Origin of the sequence: Qipengyuania sp. (assembly GCF_048550555.1) — a bacterium.
Lineage (GTDB): Bacteria > Pseudomonadota > Alphaproteobacteria > Sphingomonadales > Sphingomonadaceae > Qipengyuania.
Genome location: NZ_JBLYYF010000027.1, coordinates 16937 through 33465, shown reverse-complemented (window position 1 = coordinate 33465; position 16529 = coordinate 16937). Strand labels below are relative to the sequence as shown.

Genomic DNA, 16529 nt, shown 5'->3' with positions numbered 1-16529 from the left:
GCGGGGCATGATTGAAAAGCAGCAGGATGCCGTCGAAGCCGTGCTCGACGCGATTGACCGCGACGACGATTGGGCTTTCGCTTTCATGCATGCCGATTTCTCGGACGATCCGGTGCCGCATGCGATCTTGCGAGGGTTCCTCGTGGTCGAAGAGGACGGGAAGGTGCGGAAGGCTCCCTTCGCCATGGCGTCGAACCGGATCGAGGAATGCTTCCTCGCCCTTCGCGAGGTCTATCAGGAGGCAGGCGATACGATCCATCGCCTCGACCTCACGATCGAGGCCGATGGACCTTTCCGCTTCGAATTCGACTATGACGGCGAAGCTAGGTCCGCGGCCGAGGCGAGCGCCGAGATCGAGCGGCGGTTCGAAGACCTCGCAGCGTCGATCTGACTAGCCCGCTCGGTCCGTCGCCAATGCGGCCCAGGTGTTCTTGCCGACGATCCCGTCGGCGTAGAGCTTGTTCCACTTCTGGAACTTCACCATCGCGTTCTTGGTCATCCGGCCGAGATCGCCATCGGCGGTGAGGCCGCACAGCGGGCTCGAGGTCGATGTGCCGCTGGTGAAGTGTAAGACTCTGTAATTGAAGGGCAACCAGTGACAGGCCTTGAGCAGTACCAATGGCACATTTGGGCCAGCCAGGGATCGCTAGCCATGATTGCTATTGCGAGTAAGTCGCATAAGCGTTAGGCGGCGGCGAATCTTCGAGGAGTTCCAGATGTTCCGCTATCTCGCCGGCGCGCTCGCGCTGGCCCCGCTGTCGCCCGCCTTCGCTCAGGACGTCCCGCCTTCGGACGAAGCCGTGCCCGAGCAGGACGCGGGAGCGAACATCGTCGTGACGGCCACGCGCACCCAGCTTCCGGCCAGCGCCCTGCCGTTGACGGTGGATGTGATCGATAGCGAAGCGCTCTCGCGGCAGGTGCTCCTCTCGGGATCGACCGTCGATGCCGTGTCGGCGCTGCTGCCGTCCTTCTCTCCGACGCGGGAAAAGCTTTCGGGTGCCGGCGAAAGCCTGCGCGGACGTGCGCCGCTCTACGCCATCAACGGGATCCCGCAGTCGACGCCGGTCCGCGATGGCTCGCGCGACGGTTACACGATCGACCCGTTCTTCATCGACCGAGTGGAAGTCATTTACGGCTCCAACGCCCTGCAGGGCATCGGTGCCACCGGCGGCGTCGTCAACCAGGTCACCGTGGGCGCCCCGCGTGAAGACGGCGTAGCGTTTCGCACCCTGTCGCAGGTCACGCTTCCCGACGGGTTCGACGGCGAAGGCATCGGCGCCAAGACCGCCGGGCTGGTGGGCTATCGTGCCGGACCCTTCGATGCGAGTTTCGGTGCCGCATTTGAAAAACGCGGCGCGTTCTTCGATGGCTCCGGCAATCGTATCGGGGTCGATGGCACGCAAGGGGAAGTACAGGACAGCGACAGCTGGTCGGTCTTCGCGCGGCTGGGCTACGAGCTTGCAAACGGCGCGCGCTTCGAACTTGTCGCCAACCGGTTCGAGCTGGAAGGCAACGCCAATTACGTCTCCGTCCCCGGCGACCGCGCCACGAACACTCCCTCGACGAGTATCCGCGGCGATACGCCGGGCGCGCCGCCTTCGAACACCGCGCATCTCCTGTCGGCCTCGCTGGTCGATCCCGATCTCGGCGGCGGTACCTTCGTTCTGCAGGGCTTCTACAGCCGCACGAACGACGTGTTCGGCGGCGGGGTCTTCGGGACCTTCCAGGATCCGGCCATCGATCCCAGCGGCAATCTGTTCGACCAGTCGGCCAATCGCTCGCGCAAGCTCGGCGCCAAGGTCAGCTACGAACGCGCGGTTTCGGGCTTCGAGGATCTGGTCCTGACGGCCGGGTTCGATGCCCTGTTCGACCGGACGCAGCAGTCGCTCGTCCAGACCGATCGCATCTGGGTCCCGCGGAGCGACTTCAGCAGCCTCGCGCCGTTCCTCCAGGGCAACCTGGCCTTGGCCGATGGGCTGGTCCGCCTCGCCGGCGGCCTGCGCTACGAGAATGTCGAACTCAAGGTAGGCGACTTCACCACGCTGGCAAATTACGGTGCCGTGGACGTCGCGGGCGGCTCCCCCTCGTTCAAGGATCTGCTGTGGAACGGCGGGGTGATCGTCGAACCGATTGACGGGCTGCGGGCCTATGGCAGCTATGCCGAGGGTTTCACCATCGCGGACGTCGGCCGGATCCTGCGCGGGATCACCGAGCAGGGCGTGGATGTCGACGAGTTCCTCTCGCTGGAACCGGTGGTGTCCAACAATCGCGAACTCGGGCTCGAATGGGATCGCGGCGCCCTGAAGGCATCGGCGAGCTATTTCTGGTCGTCGAGCGATTTCGGTTCGCTCCTCGTGCTGCGCAACGACGTGTTCGAGGTAGAGCGCCAGCCGATCCAGATCGAAGGCTTCGAAGCCAGCCTCGCTTGGCAGACCCCGCTGCCCGGCTTTTCGCTCAGCGGCGGCTATGCCGCGCTCGAAGGGCAGACCGACAGCGACGGCGATGGTCTGGTCGACGAGGATCTCGACGGCGCGAATATCTCTCCCGACCGCATCAATCTCGCCGCTGACTTTAGCTCGGGTCGCTTCGGCGCGCGGGCGCAGGCACGGATGTATCTGGCACGTGAGTTCAACGATGTAGCCACGACCACCGATTTCGATGGCTACACGCTGCTCGATGCTTTCATCTCCTATCGCGCCGACTTCGGCGAGATCGCCTTGGCCGCGCAGAACCTGACCGACGAGTTCTACGTCACCTATGATAGCGATACGGTGCGAGTGACCGACAACAGCCGCTTCTTCGCCGGTCGTGGGCGCACCTTCACGCTGAGCCTGCGCAGCGAATTCTGATGAAGCTGCTGTCCCTCCTGCATCGCTGGACAGGCGGCTTCGTGGGCCTCCTGCTGGCCGTCATCGGCCTCTCGGGCACGGCGCTCTTGTGGGAGGACAACTGGATCCTGCTCGACGGGGCGCATGATGCGCCGGTCAGCACCCCGGCAGAGCTGGGCGATGCGATTGAAGTCGCCATGGAGACCGCGCCGGGGCTGTCTCGGATAACCTTTGCGGGCGATGAAATCGGCCTGCACCAGGCGATCTATGCGGATGGGGGCGGCGCCTATATCGCGCAGGACGGAACGGTCGTCGACCGCTGGACCGGGCCGTGGGGGAGGCCCGAGCTCTGGCTGTTCGATCTCCATCACCATTTGCTTGCCGGCGAAACCGGAGAGACCATCACGGGTGTGTTCGGGATATTGTTGCTGGCGTTCGCGATCACCGGGTCGATCCTGTGGTGGCGCACGCGAAAGACGTTCCGGTTTCGACTCTGGCCGGCCCGCTATACCGCCAGCGCGATCGTGCGGCACCACCGCGATCTCGGCGTCATCGCCTCGCCGTTGCTGATCCTTACCGCAGCGACCGGCACGATGATGGTCTTCCCCGCCATCTCTTCGGTTCTGCTGTCATCGATCGCCGCGCCGAATTCCCAGCCGACGCTGCCCGATGGGCTCGCCCCTGCCGATCGCGACACCGACTGGAAACGCGTGATGGCGAATGCCCAATGGGCCTACCCTTTGGGCGCAGCGCGTCGATTGATGATGCCCAAGCAATCCGGCCAGCCGATCGCCATTCGCTTTCGCCAGGACTTCGAATGGACGCCGAACGGACGAAGTTACGTGTGGATCGCGCCGGAGACGGGGGCGGTGATCGCGACGGACGACCCCGCGAAGGGCGATCGTGCATCCGCGATTGTCGAGAAGTTCTATCCGCTCCATGCGGGCAAGGTCGGGGGGCTTGCATGGCGGATCGCGCTGACTTTCGCCGGCTTCGCCCTCATCGTTTTGGGCCTGCTTGCCAGCTGGAGTTTCTGGACGGCGAAAATTGGCAGCCGGCCTGCCGCTGCCTTGCGGGCCAAAGCGGCGACGCGCTGATTGCACCAGCCGCTAGGCGAACAGCTCAGCCGCCCTCGGCACCTCGCCATGGACGCTCGGCCTCTCAAGCCTTCAAGTTCGAGTGGGCTCTTTGCGAGTTGCAACCCTGTTCTTGCGATTGACAGGTCACATCCCGGTCCGACTTGGTAGCGGTACCTAGGTCATTTGGCGGATGGAACAACCGACCGCTTTGAAAGTATAGTTTCATGGGAGAGTCGAATTTTGGTCGCATGCAATAATAGTCAACGGGCCGAGAATGTCCGTGTCTTGTAGACCTCAGACTTCCTTAGACGATCTGGTTTTACCGCACTTTTCCTTGGGCGGGCGGCCGGAATGCGACCATGGAATTGGAAGGAGCGATCGACTGTCGACAGGATGTAATGGGAAATAGTCCGCTCCCGAGCTGGCGGTAACGGTATTTTTACGGGCGCCCGATTTACCATAACTTCGCTTCCGAGTGGCATTTTCGGCCAAGTGGGGACGCGTGTGAATCTTTGGCGACGCATTGACAGGATGATCGGGTTCGAATCCGAGAACCAGGTCGCTGCCGCTTTCGGTCGTGAACGGATCAAGGCCGTCCGCGATGTCATACACCTCTATTATCTCACGATTCTCGCCCCCTTCGCAGGTTTCGCCTGGATCTATCGGGATCAGACCGTCACCAAGGTAGTCGGCGCAATCCTGGTGTTCGCCGTCGTGCTGCGCTTTCGGCACTGGAGCTCGCCGCCGGTGGCGGGAGAGTCCGAAGACGTCAATCCGGTTGCGGCCCGGGTAACCGGCGCGATGGTCGTGTTGCTGTCGACGGCGCAGGCAGCTTTCTACATCTCGATCGGCCTTTTCGAAGCCGAGCAATCCCCCGGAGATCTCGGATGGGGTCCCATCCTGGCACTGGGGATGCTGGCGGCGCTCATTCAAGGCGCCGCGTTGACGGGGATCATCTTCGCGTCGCGCGTGATCTTCTTCTGTTTCGTCCTGCCGATGGTTCTCACGCTGCTCTACCTGTTCGTCGGCGTGAATCTGCCAGCATCCATCGCCGTGGTATTCTTGACCGCCGTCGGCCTTTTGCTGAGCGAGGCCAGCCACCGGATACAGCTGCGGCTGTTCAAGGCACAGTACGACGCCGACCAGGCGCTGATCGGAATGGAGAAGACCCATCTCAAGCTGATCAATGCCCGCAGGCAGGCCCAGCATCAGGCGGAAACCGACAGCCTGACCGGCGTGCGGAGCAGGTTCGCTTTCATCCGCGATGTCGAGGCGCAGCTCACGGAGGGGCAAACCGGCCTGTTGGCGGTCATCGACCTCGACCGGTTCAAGCCGATCAATGATCTCTACGGCCATCATGCCGGAGATGTGGTGCTTCGGCACGTCGCCCGTCGCCTCAAGCGGGCGCTGCCCTCGGGAACGATCGTGGGGCGGCTCGGGGGTGATGAATTCGGCCTCTTCCGAGGCGGTATCACGCATGCCGACGGCATCGCCGAACTGGTGGCGCAATGCGACGAGGCGTTGGTGCAAATTCGGCGGCCGATGCGCTTGTCGAGCGCCCTGGTGAGCATCGGCGGCAGTGCGGGCGCGCGAGTGCTCGGCTCCGATGCGGTCGATGTCGGGCGCGCGCTGCGCGACGCGGACGCTGCGCTTTACGTAGCAAAGCGAGAGGGGCTCGAAGCAACCAAGCTGTTCGACGACGTCATCCGTGACGAGAGCGAATGGTTGCATACGATCGAAGCCGAGCTCATGCGGGTTGATGCTGTCGATGAGATGTCGCTTGTTTATCAGCCTATTCTCAACTTGAGGACCGGCGAACTCGCGTCGTTCGAAGCATTGGCGAGATGGTGCCACCCCACCCATGGCGAGATTTCTCCCGCACTCTTCATTCCAGCTGCGGAGCGGCTTGGGAGGATCACCGACATTACCCTCGGCATGCTGGAAAAGGCTCTGGCATTTGCTGCCGACTGGGATCTGCCATGCCGGCTCTCCTTCAATCTCAGCGCCGCCCATATCTGTTGCGAGGATGCCGCTCGCAACATTGTCGAATTGATCGAACGCTGCCATTTCCCCAGCCATCGTCTGCAGTTCGAAATTACCGAGACTGCTATGCTGGTGAATTTCGAGGTGGCGCGCGCCAACGTTGAAATTCTGCGTGAGGCGGGGTGCAGGATGGTGCTCGACGACTTCGGCGCCGGGTTCGCATCGCTTGTCTATCTGCGAGAGATCAGTTTCGACAAGGTGAAGATCGATGGGTCACTGATCCGCGGCGCTCGCGTGCAGCAAGGGCGCGACATGCTGCGTGGGGTAATCCAGATGATCAACTCGATGAAGCTCGAATCCGTTGCCGAGTTCATCGAGTGTCGCGCAGACTACGAGACGGCGCTCGAACTGGGAGCGGAATTCGGGCAGGGCTTCTACCTAGGAAGCCCGATCGACGAGCTGGGTGCACGGGAACTGCTCGAACGGCACCGCGAGCCGCAATCGGAAAAGATTCGCAGCCTCGTCAACCGACCGTTCGAAGGCCCGGATCACGATGGGATCGACGAGTTCGATCACTCGCGACCCTATTCGATGACACGCAAAGGCTAATTCGTCGGGTTGGGAAGTGCGACCTTGGCGCTCGAGCCAGTTGGCGTCCTCCCGGAATGGGATCGCTTGTCCGCGTATGCTGGCGATCAAAGCGCGCGCGTGTTGACCCGTCTCGATCGTACGCCTCGCTGCTGGTCTAACAGAAGGACGTCGAGCTCCACGAACTCCGGCTCGTCAAGAAGATATAAAGTTAAAGCTAACTTGAATATACCAGAGGGCGTCCCAGATCATGGCCGTCATCATCCACGGGTATCGCCCGACAGCGCGCCGGGCGTGACTCCCCCGACACATCAAGCGCCGGTGGGGCTGCTCAGTCGGCTGCCAGCGCGGCCCAAGTGTTCTTGCCGACTATCCCGTCGGCATAGAGCTTCTTGGATTTCTGGAACTTGACCACGGCCTGTTTGGTCCTGGGGCCGAAATCCCCATCGACGGTCAGCCCGAGAAGCGCCTGCAGGTCCTTCACCGCGTCGCCGCGGTCGCCCTGACGCAACAGGGGGCGGGGGGAAAGCACATGCGGACCGCCCGCCGAATGGAAGCGATAGGCCGCTTCGAGCTTCTCGTCATACTTGTTCGCGCGGTAGGCCGGACCGTTGTAGCCCCGGGCGAAACCCGCCCAGTCGGTGCGGATCAGCTCGTCGTCGAGATGGTTCTTCTTCACGAAGGCGACGAAGGCATCGAGCTGTGCCGGTTCGCCCGAGACCATCGCTGCGACGAAATCCTCGGCGTTCTGAAAACCGCAGAGGCGGTAGTTGTCGCCCATGATCTGGAATGCGCCCCAGCTGGCGGAGCGGAGCGCTGCGTCGCGGTCGAGCGCGATGGCCTGACCGAGGCGATCGTATTCGGCTTCCTTGCCTTTGTAGCCACCCCATTTGGGGTTCGAGATCGCCGGGTGTGTCCCATCGTGCTTGCGGCCGGTCAGGCGCGAGAAATAGTGCCGTTCGAAGAGGATTTTCGGGCGCTTGTCGGCCAGGAAGCCGCCGCGGCTTTCGACATCGATCACCGCGCGTACCGCGGCGACCTGGCAGCCGATCTTGGTGGCGGCGCTTTCGATCGCTTCGTCGTCCAGAGGTGTCGCCGGTCCTGCAAATTCCAGTGGCATGTCTCGTCTCCCCAAAAACCGTCTCCGCCCGGAGATGGAAGCCGACCCCCGACACCCTGCCCGGGCGTCGCCGAGGTTCTACCAGTGCTTCGGGCGAGGATATAGGACGCCTACGCCATCGACCGTTGCGCCATCATGGCGCTCGACACCGGTGTAGGAAAATGCTTCCTGCCGCGACGATGCAAGAGGGATCGGCACATGGCTGAACTATCGCATATCGACGGACACGGCCGGGCGCGGATGGTCGATGTCGGCGACAAGCCGGTCACCGCGCGCCGGGCGCTCGCTCGGGGGCAGCTGGTCTGCGCGCGCGAAACGCTGGCCGTGGTGCAGCGGGGTGAGGCGCCCAAGGGCAGCGTCATCGCTACGGCAGAACTCGCCGGGATCATGGCTGCCAAGCGGACCGCCGAACTGATCCCGTTGTGCCACCCGCTGCCGCTCTCGCAGGTCGACCTTGCGATCGGGATCGATGAGGCCTTGCCCGGCTTCACGGTCGAGGCCGCTGTGCGGACCGAGGGACGGACGGGGGTGGAAATGGAAGCGCTGACGGCCGTATCCGTCGCCTGCCTGACGCTTTTCGACATGCTCAAGGCCGTCGACAAGACGATGACGATCGGCGGCGTCTGCGTGATCGAGAAGGAAGGCGGTCGTTACGGGAACTGGTCGAAGGGATGATCTCTTTCGACGAAGCGCTGGCATGCCTGCGTGCGTTCGTCTCGCCGCTCGGTTCGGAGACCGTCGCGCTGGCCGGGGCCTCCCACCGCTGGCTGGCCGAAGACATCGTCTCGAGGATCGCGTCGCCGCGCCATACGGTTTCCGCGATGGACGGCTATGCCGTGATCGAACGCGGTATTTCAGTCGGCAAGGCCATTCCGGTGGTGGGGGAAGCCCGCCCCGGTCACGCCTTCGATGACCAGCTGGGGATCGGCGCGGCGGTCCGGATTTTTACCGGAGCGCCGCTTCCGGGGGGTGCCGATTGCGTCATCATGCAGGAATACGCCGAGCGCGAAGGCGACGAAGTTCGCTTTCGCGAAGGCCATGGCCCCTCTCGCCATGTTCGCGAGCGGGCGAGCGACTTCGACACGGGTACGGTGCTGGTGCCGGCGGGAAGACGGCTCGATCCGCAGGCGCTGGTAGCCGCAGCGGCGGCCGACGTCGGCGCGGTCCGGGTCCATCGCCGCCCGCAAATCGCGCTGGTCGCGACGGGTGACGAGCTTGCCGAGCCGGGCAAGGCGATGGATTCGCCCCGTGCAATTCCCGACAGCATCACCCACGCGCTCGCCGGGCTGATCGAACGGCAGGGCGGGTCGGTCGTGACGCGTCACCGTGCGGTCGACGACTTGCCTGCGCTCGAGCAGCTGGCGGGCGATCTGCTGGCCTCCGCCGATCTCGTGGTGGTGACCGGCGGCGCCTCGGTGGGGGAGCGCGATTTCGCCAAGCCGATGTTCGTCGCCCACGGGCTCGAACTCACCTTCGACACGGTAGCCATCAAGCCCGGCAAGCCTGTGTGGCTGGGCCGGGCCGGGGGGGCGTTGGTGATGGGCCTGCCGGGCAATCCGACCTCGGCCATGGTCACGGCGCGCCTGCTGCTCGTTCCGCTCCTCGCCAGACTGCAGGGGGGCGATGGGGCGCATCGTTGGCGCAACCTGCCACTCGCGGCGATGCTGGGGGCGACAGGAGGCCGCGAAACCTTCGCACGGGCGTGTTGGGACGATGCGGGCCTGGTCCCGATCGGAAATCAGGACAGCGGCGTGCAGGGCGGCCTTGCGCGCGCGGACTGGCTCATCCGGTGTCCTCCCGGCCAGGCTGAACTCCACGCGGGAACGGTGGTACAGGCGCTCACCTTCTGAGGCTCAGCCGCGGCGCCAGACTGCGAGCGCCTCGCCTTCGCGCACGACCGTGCCTTCCGTGCCAACCGGTTCCCGCTTTCCATCGGTAAGGAAAGCGATCGTCGTCCCATCGTCTGCGGCGACGCTCGCGAGCGTGCGTACGCCATCGGGTGTGCGGGCGACGACCACGCCCGATTGCGGTGAGCCGTCGCGGCCGTAATGCACCGTATAGCTCTCGATCGTCGCGGGGCCGGCATAGCCCTCGTCGAGCGGGGGAACTGCGCCACGACGGTCATCGGCTTCGGCCTGGTAGTCGAAATCCTGCGGAAAAGCGGCGCCGGTCGGTGCTCCCGACAGGAGGATCGTATGGTTGTGGGTGGCATAGCCGCCATTCGCGAACAGCAGGCCCTTGTCCCCGGACCCGCGCAGTTTCTCGACCATCGCGACCACTGCATGGCTCATGTAATTCCCGATCGGACCACCGCCGAAGGTGAGGCCGCCGAAGACGGTGGCGGGCTTCTCGAGCGGCCAGCCGAGTACGCGGCGCGCCATCTTGGGAACGCAGGGAAAGCAGCTGTAGAGTTCGACATGCGCTAGATCCTCGGTGGCAATGTCGTTCAGCGTCATCGTTCGCTCGATCGAGGTCGCCAGGCTGGGCGAGGCATCGTAGCGGTCGCGGGCGAGGAAATTGCCGTTCTCGTGCGCTGCCGCCCCGTGACCGATCCACACCATGCGGTCTTCGGCAATACCGCGCCGGCGCGCTTCGGCGAACGAGGTTACGATGAAGCCGGCACCCTGATTGACCGAGGAATTGGCGACCTGAAGCTTGGTGTAGGGAAAGGCGATCTGTCGGTTGCTCTCCGACGGCGTGGTGACACTGTCGGCACTCACCGGATTCCGGATCCAGGCCCCTTCGGTCTCGGCAGCGACCTCGCTCATCAGCGACCAGATGGCGCCGCTCTCCGCCTGCCCTTCGGCGAGCGTCTGCCCATGGGCGGCGCGCCCGGCGTTTTCGTAGAGCGGGTACACATCTGTCGGTACGACGAGGCCGTAGCTCTGCGCATAGCCCTTGCGCACGCGATGCGTGGCATCGCGTAGTGCATTGGGCTTTTCGCTATCGTCACGCTTCCTGAGCGCCGCCAGCTGGCCCGCCGTGCGCAGCGCCTCGCCGCCGGTGATGGCGCAAATCCTGGCTTCGCCCCGTCCGATCCGGTTGGCAGCCTCGTGGAGCAGCAGGATCGGACTGTCTCCATTTGGCATGGCGGTCTGCATGCGGTGCGCAGGGGCGATGCCGAGCCTCTCCGCCACCGCGCCGTCGACGGGGTTGAGCTGCGGCCAGGCGAGCTGGGCCACGACGGAAAGCGAGTCGCAATCCTTCAGCAGATCAGCGCCCGTATCGCTGTCGGCACGACGCAGGGCCTCGACCATCAATCCGACCGGATCGAGCCCGTCGCCCGGCTCTTGGGGCCGGTCGTTGACCTGGCCGACACCGACGATGACGGGGACGTGTTCGGGGTCCAGTTCGCTCATGCGGTTCTCCTCTCGCCCATGCCTAGCAAGCGGGTTTCATGCCGCAACCCAAATTCTGGCGCACACCGCGGATCGCCGCCGACAGGAACGGCGGGGGCCGGTCGTTCGTTTGAGGTCTTACGTAGGGTCAGCTAGAGCGCGTTAACCAGGCTGCGAGACTGATCGTTTATGGCCGTTTTGATGCAATGGTCCCTGCGTTATCTCTTCCCGGCGAGAAGCTCGCGCGAGCAGCGAGAGCAGATCATCGGGACTTTCGAGAACCTGCGTAAGCAGATCCCGCTGCTCTACGGCGTATCGCTGGTCAATCTTGTCGGAATGCATGTGGCCACGGATGGTCGCGATCTCGATTGGTTTTCGCCCGTCACGATCCTGTCATGCATCCTCTTGTGGCGGATGATCTACTGGATCGCCTTCCAGAAGCCGACGCGCCAATTCCGCGAGATTCGCCGCGAGTTGATCCAGATGGCGGTCTTCACAGCGCTCTTGTGCATCGGTTTTTCCTTATGGGCGCAATCGCTCATCACCCAGTACCCCGACAAGTCACTGACCATCATTCTCTATAGTCTGTTGGCGGCCCTGGGCGCTGCCTACGGCCTGAGCAGTTTCCCGCGCGCGGCACTGCTGCCGCTGATCATCTTGGGCATGCCTCTCGCCATCAGGCTGTTCCTGTTCGATGACCAGTCGGCCAAGGGCATCGGGGTCAGCCTGTTCCTCGTGCTGATCCTCTTCATGTGGCTATTGCAGGTCCATAGTCGTGCGCTGTCCGATCTGGTGAGCGGGCAGCTCGCCATCGCGCGCGAACGCAACCGCGCGGTGGCGGCGGAATCCCAGGCGGTCAAACGGGCCGACGAAGATGCGCTTACCGGCCTCGCGAACCGTGGCAGGCTGGTCCGCGAAATTCGCCATCACCTGGTGCGGGGGCCTGCCTCCGGCGGCGGCAGCGTGCTGGCGATATGCGATCTCGACGGCTTCAAGTCGGCGAACGATGCCTTCGGCCATGCTGCGGGCGACGCCATTCTCAAGGAATTTGCGGATCGACTGACCGACGAGTTCGCCGACACAGCTCTCGTCGCGCGCCTGGGCGGAGACGAGTTCTCGATCTTCTGGAAGGAAGGACTTTCGCGGCAACAGATCGAGGATGTCGGCAATCGGATTTGCGAACTCGCCGCCAGGCCCATCGAATGGGATGGCAAGGACCTCTCGGTCGGGGTTTCTTGCGGTCTGACCGAGGCCGGCCCCTTCACCCGGTCCGATGGCGAATTCTTCCGCCAGGCGGATTCGGCGCTCTACAATGCCAAGGAATCGCTACGCGGCCATTGGCACCTCTACGACCAGCCCCAGTTTCAGGCCGATCAGCGCCGGGCGAGGATCGAAAAGCTGATCCTGTCGGGTAACGCGGTCGACCAGATGCATGTCGTCTTCCAGCCCATCGTCAACGTCGAGACGGGCCGATCCGAATATGCAGAGGCCCTGGCCCGGTGGGACAGCCCCGATCTGGGCGTCGTCGGTCCCAGCGAATTCATTCGCATCGCCGAGAAGCTGGGCGTGATCGACCGGCTCAACGAAAGCCTGCTGGGCAAGGCCTTGAGCGAGGCCGTGCATTGGCCGCCCGGCCTTTCGCTGTCGTTCAACCTGAGTGCGATGCAGCTCAGCCGACCGGCCGCTGCCGAGCGCATCCTTCGGATCGTGGATGCCCACTCGCTACCCCCCGAGCGGATCCAGTTCGAGGTGACCGAGACCGTCCTCCTGACCGATCTGGGACAGGCGGAGCGCGAGCTGAGGAAGCTCACGGATATCGGTTTCACGATCGCGCTGGACGATTTCGGATCGGGCTATGCCTCCGTATCCTATCTCAGGGAATTGTCGTTCGACACGGTCAAGCTCGACGGATCGCTGATCGACGACGTGCTCCACAGCGAAAGGTCGCGGCAGATTCTTCTCGGGATGGTCGACCTGTGTCATGCAGCGGGTGCCCGCTGCGTAGCGGAGCATGTCGAAACCTATGAACAGTTCGCCTTGGCGCGCGCCATGGGGTGCGATTATGCGCAGGGCTTCTGTCTCGGGAAACCGACGACGAGTGCGAAGATGCTGGCCGCGCTGGACCTGGGCATCAGGCCGCCGAGCCTGCCCCTAGGACATATCGCCGAGGACTGACCCGACTTGCGAGGCCCGATCGCGGCTTCCCGCTGCGGCGGCTCCCTGACGGTAATCAGACCCCCGGCGGGCCAAACGGCCGGGGGTCTGGCGGGGCGCACTCCGTCCCCAGTGCGGGGCCAGCAGATGGCCGGTCAAAAGCGGTAGCTGACGCCCGCGCTGAGCACCCAGGGATCGAGCTTGTGCTCGGTCTCGATCGCGAGCGTGTTGCCGGCATACCAGCGTGCCGTGGTATCGACGAAATAGCGCTTGGCATCCACCGTGAAGCCCAGGCCGCTGTCGCCGATGGCGATGTCGGCGCCGCCCTGCAGCACCAGGCCGAATTCGTCGGACAGCGTTGTCCGCGTGACGCCGAGCGGGATGGTTGCGGCGCCCGGTTCGACGTCGATCCACCAGAAATAGGTCGCGCCCGCGCCGAGATAGGGTTTCACTCCGCCCAGATCGAAATGGTATTTCGCGGTGAACGTCGCCGGAATAACCTTGGCGTCGGAGACGAGTTCGGCGCCAGGCAGGCCCGCAACCGCATCGACATCGTGCTGGGTAACGCAGCAGATCGTCTCGATCGAGAAGTTCGGGGATACGAAATACTCGACCGCCAGCGTCGGTACGAAATTGTCGCTTGCCTCGGTCTGCGTCCCCGCGGGGAGGCCGACGATGTCGGTGTTGACGGCCGTGATCTTGCCATCGGGTACTACGTAGGTCCCGAGCAGTTTGATCTGGATCTTTCCTTCGTCGTCCTGCGCCTTGGCGTACGCCGGGGCAGCGACCATTGCGACTCCGGCCACTGCGGCCATGAGCACCTTGTTCATTTCCATCTTCCTTCGCGCTGCAGTGGTCGCCCTTCGCGACCCAGGGTTCTTGCAGCGTCGGCATTCTGGCTAACGACGCGCAATTCGCGTCGCATTGATCTGGATCAAGGAGTTCGCCGGGCGAACCGGCGAAAGGGAGAGACATGACCTCTCTCTCCCATCCCTTCGAACAATTTGCCGAGCGGGTCCTGCCATCGACTCTGGGCGGGGACGTGCGGTGCGGTTTCCGGGCGCTCGCGCGGTGCCATCCGCTCGCCCGTGACGTCTCGCTCGATTTCGCGGCGGGGGGCGAGCACATCGTCTTCGTCGTTCGAGGCGCGACCAAGCTGGTGGCGCATGCCTCGGAAGCGCGAGATCAGGTCGTGGCCTTCCACTTCGCCGGCGAGGTATTCACCGTGCCCGAGCCCGACAATTACTCCTATTCGGTCTGCGCGCTGCGCGAATGCGACCTCCTCACCTTCGCCTCGCCGGAGTTCCTTTCCCTAGCGGAAGGGGAGGCCGAGATCATGCGGCAGCTGCTCGACAGCACGAAGCTGTCGCTGCGGCGCTGCCGCGAAAAGACCATCGCGCTGGGGCGCAAGACCGCAGGCGAGCGCGTCGCGGTCTTTCTGCTCGGCATGGCCCGGCGGATCGGGGTCGAACAGGACGGACGGGTCGCGCTCGAACTGCCCATGTCACGCCGCGACATCTCGGAGAGCCTTGGCCTCACCATCGAGACGGTCAGTCGGCAATTGAGCAAGCTCAAGGACGATGGCGTGATCGAAACCGCGGGGCGCTCCGGAATCATCCTCCGGAACTGCCCCGATCTCCAGCGGCGTGCGGGGTTCCTGAAACACGCCGCCTGACTTCTTTTTCCAAAATTGACCTGGATCAATGCGAGCGCTGACCGGGCCGCCTAACCAGCGAGAAACGGACGGAGAATTTTCATGCAAGCGGAAGCTGCACTGGGCCGCATCGGCCTGTGGTTCCTGATCATGCTCGCCGCGATCGCGGCAGCCGTGGCTGCTGCCGACGGCGGTTTCGCCGCCCACGCCACGATTATCGCCGTCATTGCCTTCGCGATGATCTGGATCAGCGCCACGCGCTTCGATCCGCTCGGCAAGGCGCAGGGCTTCTTCAAAATGCCCGATGGCCCTTCGCGCTATGACGACGATCCGATCCGCTGGGGCGTCATCGCCACCATGTTCTGGGGCCTGGCGGGGCTGCTGGCGGGCGTCTTCATCGCCAGCCAGCTCGCCTTCCCGCAGCTCAACTTCGAACCCTATCTCAATTTCGGCCGGCTGCGCCCGCTGCACACCAGCGCGGTGATCTTCGCCTTCGGCGGCAACGCGCTGCTCGCGACCAGCTTCTACGTCGTCCAGCGCACCTGCCGCACCCAGCTCGCCTTCCCCGGCCTCGCGCGCTTCGTCTTCTGGGGCTACCAGCTGTTCATCGTGCTGGCCGCCACGGGCTATCTCCTCGGCGTCACCCAATCGAAGGAATATGCCGAGCCCGAATGGTATGTCGACCTGTGGCTGACCATCGTCTGGGTGGCCTATTTTCTGGTCTTCGTCGGCACGCTGGCCAAGCGCAACGAGCCGCATATCTACGTTGCGAACTGGTTCTACCTGGCCTTCATCGTGACCATCGCGATGCTGCACATCGTCAACAATCTGGCGATGCCGGTGAGCCTGCTCGGCGCCAAGAGCTACAGCGCCTTTTCGGGCGTGCAGGACGCTCTGACGCAGTGGTGGTACGGCCATAATGCCGTGGGCTTCTTTCTGACCGCGGGCTTCCTCGCGATGATGTACTACTTCGTGCCCAAGCAGGCCGAACGCCCGGTCTATTCCTACCGGCTTTCGATCATCCATTTCTGGTCGCTGATCTTCCTCTACATCTGGGCGGGCCCGCACCACCTCCACTACACCGCGCTGCCCGACTGGGCGCAGACGCTGGGCATGGTGTTCTCGGTGATGCTGTGGATGCCCAGCTGGGGCGGCATGATCAACGGCCTGATGACCCTCAACGGGGCATGGGACAAGGTCCGCACCGATCCGATCATCCGGATGATGGTGATGGCGCTCGCCTTCTACGGGATGAGCACCTTCGAAGGCCCGATGCTGTCGATCAAGAGCGTCAACAGTCTCAGCCATTACACCGACTGGACCATCGGCCATGTCCACTCGGGTGCGCTCGGCTGGAACGGCATGATCACCTTCGCCTGCGTCTATTTCCTCGTTCCGCGCTTGTGGAAGCGCGAGCGGATGTATTCGCTGCGGATGATCAACTGGCACTTCTGGCTCGCGACGCTGGGCATCGTCTTCTACGCCGCGAGCATGTGGGTGGCCGGCATCCAGCAGGGGCTGATGTGGCGCGAATACGGCCCCGACGGCTATCTCGTCTGGTCCTTCGCCGACAGCGTCGCCGCCATGTTCCCGATGTATGTCATGCGTGCGGTCGGCGGGCTGATGTACCTCTCCGGCGCGATCATCATGTCCTACAACATCTGGATGACGCTGGCCGGCAAGCTGCGCGAGGAGGCCCCGCTGCGCGATGCCGCCTACGATCCCCAGGCCGACCGCCCGATCGTCGCCAACCAGCCCAGCGCCGTTCCGACCGAATGAGAGGCA

The 16529-nt window shown here is 63.9% G+C and carries 13 protein-coding genes; 9 read left to right on the top strand and 4 right to left on the bottom strand.

Annotation, left to right across the window (positions count from 1 at the left end; translation table 11 throughout):
* Positions 1 to 7: 7 nt before the first annotated feature.
* Entirely contained in the window at positions 8 to 391 is a 384-nt protein-coding gene (locus tag ACN4E0_RS06430) for a hypothetical protein (protein WP_419566677.1), read from the top strand.
* On the opposite strand, the gene ACN4E0_RS06425 is transcribed toward ACN4E0_RS06430, so the two are convergent.
* Positions 392 to 625 (bottom strand): peptidoglycan-binding domain-containing protein, encoded by a 234-nt coding sequence (locus ACN4E0_RS06425; RefSeq protein ID WP_419566676.1) that lies wholly within the window; start codon positions 623 to 625, stop codon positions 392 to 394.
* Positions 626 to 716: 91 nt separating this feature from the next.
* Between ACN4E0_RS06425 and ACN4E0_RS06420 the strand changes: the two genes are divergently transcribed.
* The 3 genes from ACN4E0_RS06420 to ACN4E0_RS06410 all read left to right on the top strand — a co-directional run bounded on the left by ACN4E0_RS06420 (position 717) and on the right by ACN4E0_RS06410 (position 6499).
* The gene (locus ACN4E0_RS06420; protein WP_419566675.1) at positions 717 to 2849 is read left to right on the top strand and encodes a TonB-dependent receptor; all 2133 of its coding nucleotides are present in this window, start codon (positions 717 to 719) and stop codon (positions 2847 to 2849) included.
* Positions 2849 to 3925: a PepSY-associated TM helix domain-containing protein gene (locus ACN4E0_RS06415; RefSeq protein ID WP_419566674.1), complete on the top strand. Its 1077-nt coding sequence runs from the start codon at positions 2849 to 2851 to the stop codon at positions 3923 to 3925. Before ACN4E0_RS06420 ends, ACN4E0_RS06415 begins: the two co-directional genes overlap by 1 nt.
* Before the next feature lie 513 nt (positions 3926 to 4438).
* Positions 4439 to 6499, top strand: a complete 2061-nt coding sequence (locus ACN4E0_RS06410) for a putative bifunctional diguanylate cyclase/phosphodiesterase (RefSeq protein ID WP_419566673.1) — start codon at positions 4439 to 4441, stop codon at positions 6497 to 6499.
* Positions 6500 to 6809: 310 nt separating this feature from the next.
* Here the strand turns inward: ACN4E0_RS06410 and ACN4E0_RS06405 are convergent, their stop codons facing one another.
* Complete coding sequence (locus ACN4E0_RS06405; RefSeq protein ID WP_419566671.1) at positions 6810 to 7598, bottom strand: N-acetylmuramidase domain-containing protein; 789 nt, start codon at positions 7596 to 7598, stop codon at positions 6810 to 6812.
* Between the two features lie 198 nt (positions 7599 to 7796).
* On the opposite strand from ACN4E0_RS06405, the gene moaC reads away from it, so the two are divergent.
* Together moaC and ACN4E0_RS06395 are read left to right on the top strand one after the other, a co-directional pair.
* Positions 7797 to 8273 carry a cyclic pyranopterin monophosphate synthase MoaC gene (gene moaC / locus ACN4E0_RS06400; protein ID WP_419566670.1) on the top strand — a complete coding sequence of 159 codons (477 nt, stop codon included), beginning with the start codon at positions 7797 to 7799 and terminating at the stop codon, positions 8271 to 8273.
* Positions 8270 to 9448 carry a molybdopterin molybdotransferase MoeA gene (locus ACN4E0_RS06395; RefSeq protein WP_419566669.1) on the top strand — a complete coding sequence of 393 codons (1179 nt, stop codon included), beginning with the start codon at positions 8270 to 8272 and terminating at the stop codon, positions 9446 to 9448. Before moaC ends, ACN4E0_RS06395 begins: the two co-directional genes overlap by 4 nt.
* 3 nt (positions 9449 to 9451) lie before the next feature.
* On the opposite strand, the gene ACN4E0_RS06390 is transcribed toward ACN4E0_RS06395, so the two are convergent.
* The gene (locus tag ACN4E0_RS06390; protein ID WP_419566668.1) at positions 9452 to 10957 is read right to left on the bottom strand and encodes an acetyl-CoA acetyltransferase; all 1506 of its coding nucleotides are present in this window, start codon (positions 10955 to 10957) and stop codon (positions 9452 to 9454) included.
* Between the two features lie 168 nt (positions 10958 to 11125).
* Here ACN4E0_RS06390 and ACN4E0_RS06385 point away from each other — a divergent pair, with 168 nt between their 5' ends.
* Positions 11126 to 13111 (top strand): putative bifunctional diguanylate cyclase/phosphodiesterase, encoded by a 1986-nt coding sequence (locus ACN4E0_RS06385; protein ID WP_419566666.1) that lies wholly within the window; start codon positions 11126 to 11128, stop codon positions 13109 to 13111.
* Positions 13112 to 13245: 134 nt separating this feature from the next.
* On the opposite strand, the gene ACN4E0_RS06380 is transcribed toward ACN4E0_RS06385, so the two are convergent.
* Positions 13246 to 13920 carry an OmpW/AlkL family protein gene (locus ACN4E0_RS06380; RefSeq protein ID WP_419566665.1) on the bottom strand — a complete coding sequence of 225 codons (675 nt, stop codon included), beginning with the start codon at positions 13918 to 13920 and terminating at the stop codon, positions 13246 to 13248.
* A 143-nt stretch (positions 13921 to 14063) separates the two neighbouring features.
* Between ACN4E0_RS06380 and ACN4E0_RS06375 the strand changes: the two genes are divergently transcribed.
* Positions 14064 to 14765, top strand: coding sequence for a helix-turn-helix domain-containing protein (locus ACN4E0_RS06375; RefSeq protein ID WP_419566664.1), 702 nt, complete (start codon positions 14064 to 14066; stop codon positions 14763 to 14765).
* Positions 14766 to 14846: 81 nt separating this feature from the next.
* The gene (gene ccoN / locus ACN4E0_RS06370) at positions 14847 to 16523 is read left to right on the top strand and encodes a cytochrome-c oxidase, cbb3-type subunit I (protein WP_419566663.1); all 1677 of its coding nucleotides are present in this window, start codon (positions 14847 to 14849) and stop codon (positions 16521 to 16523) included.
* The last annotated feature ends 6 nt before the right edge of the window (positions 16524 to 16529 follow it).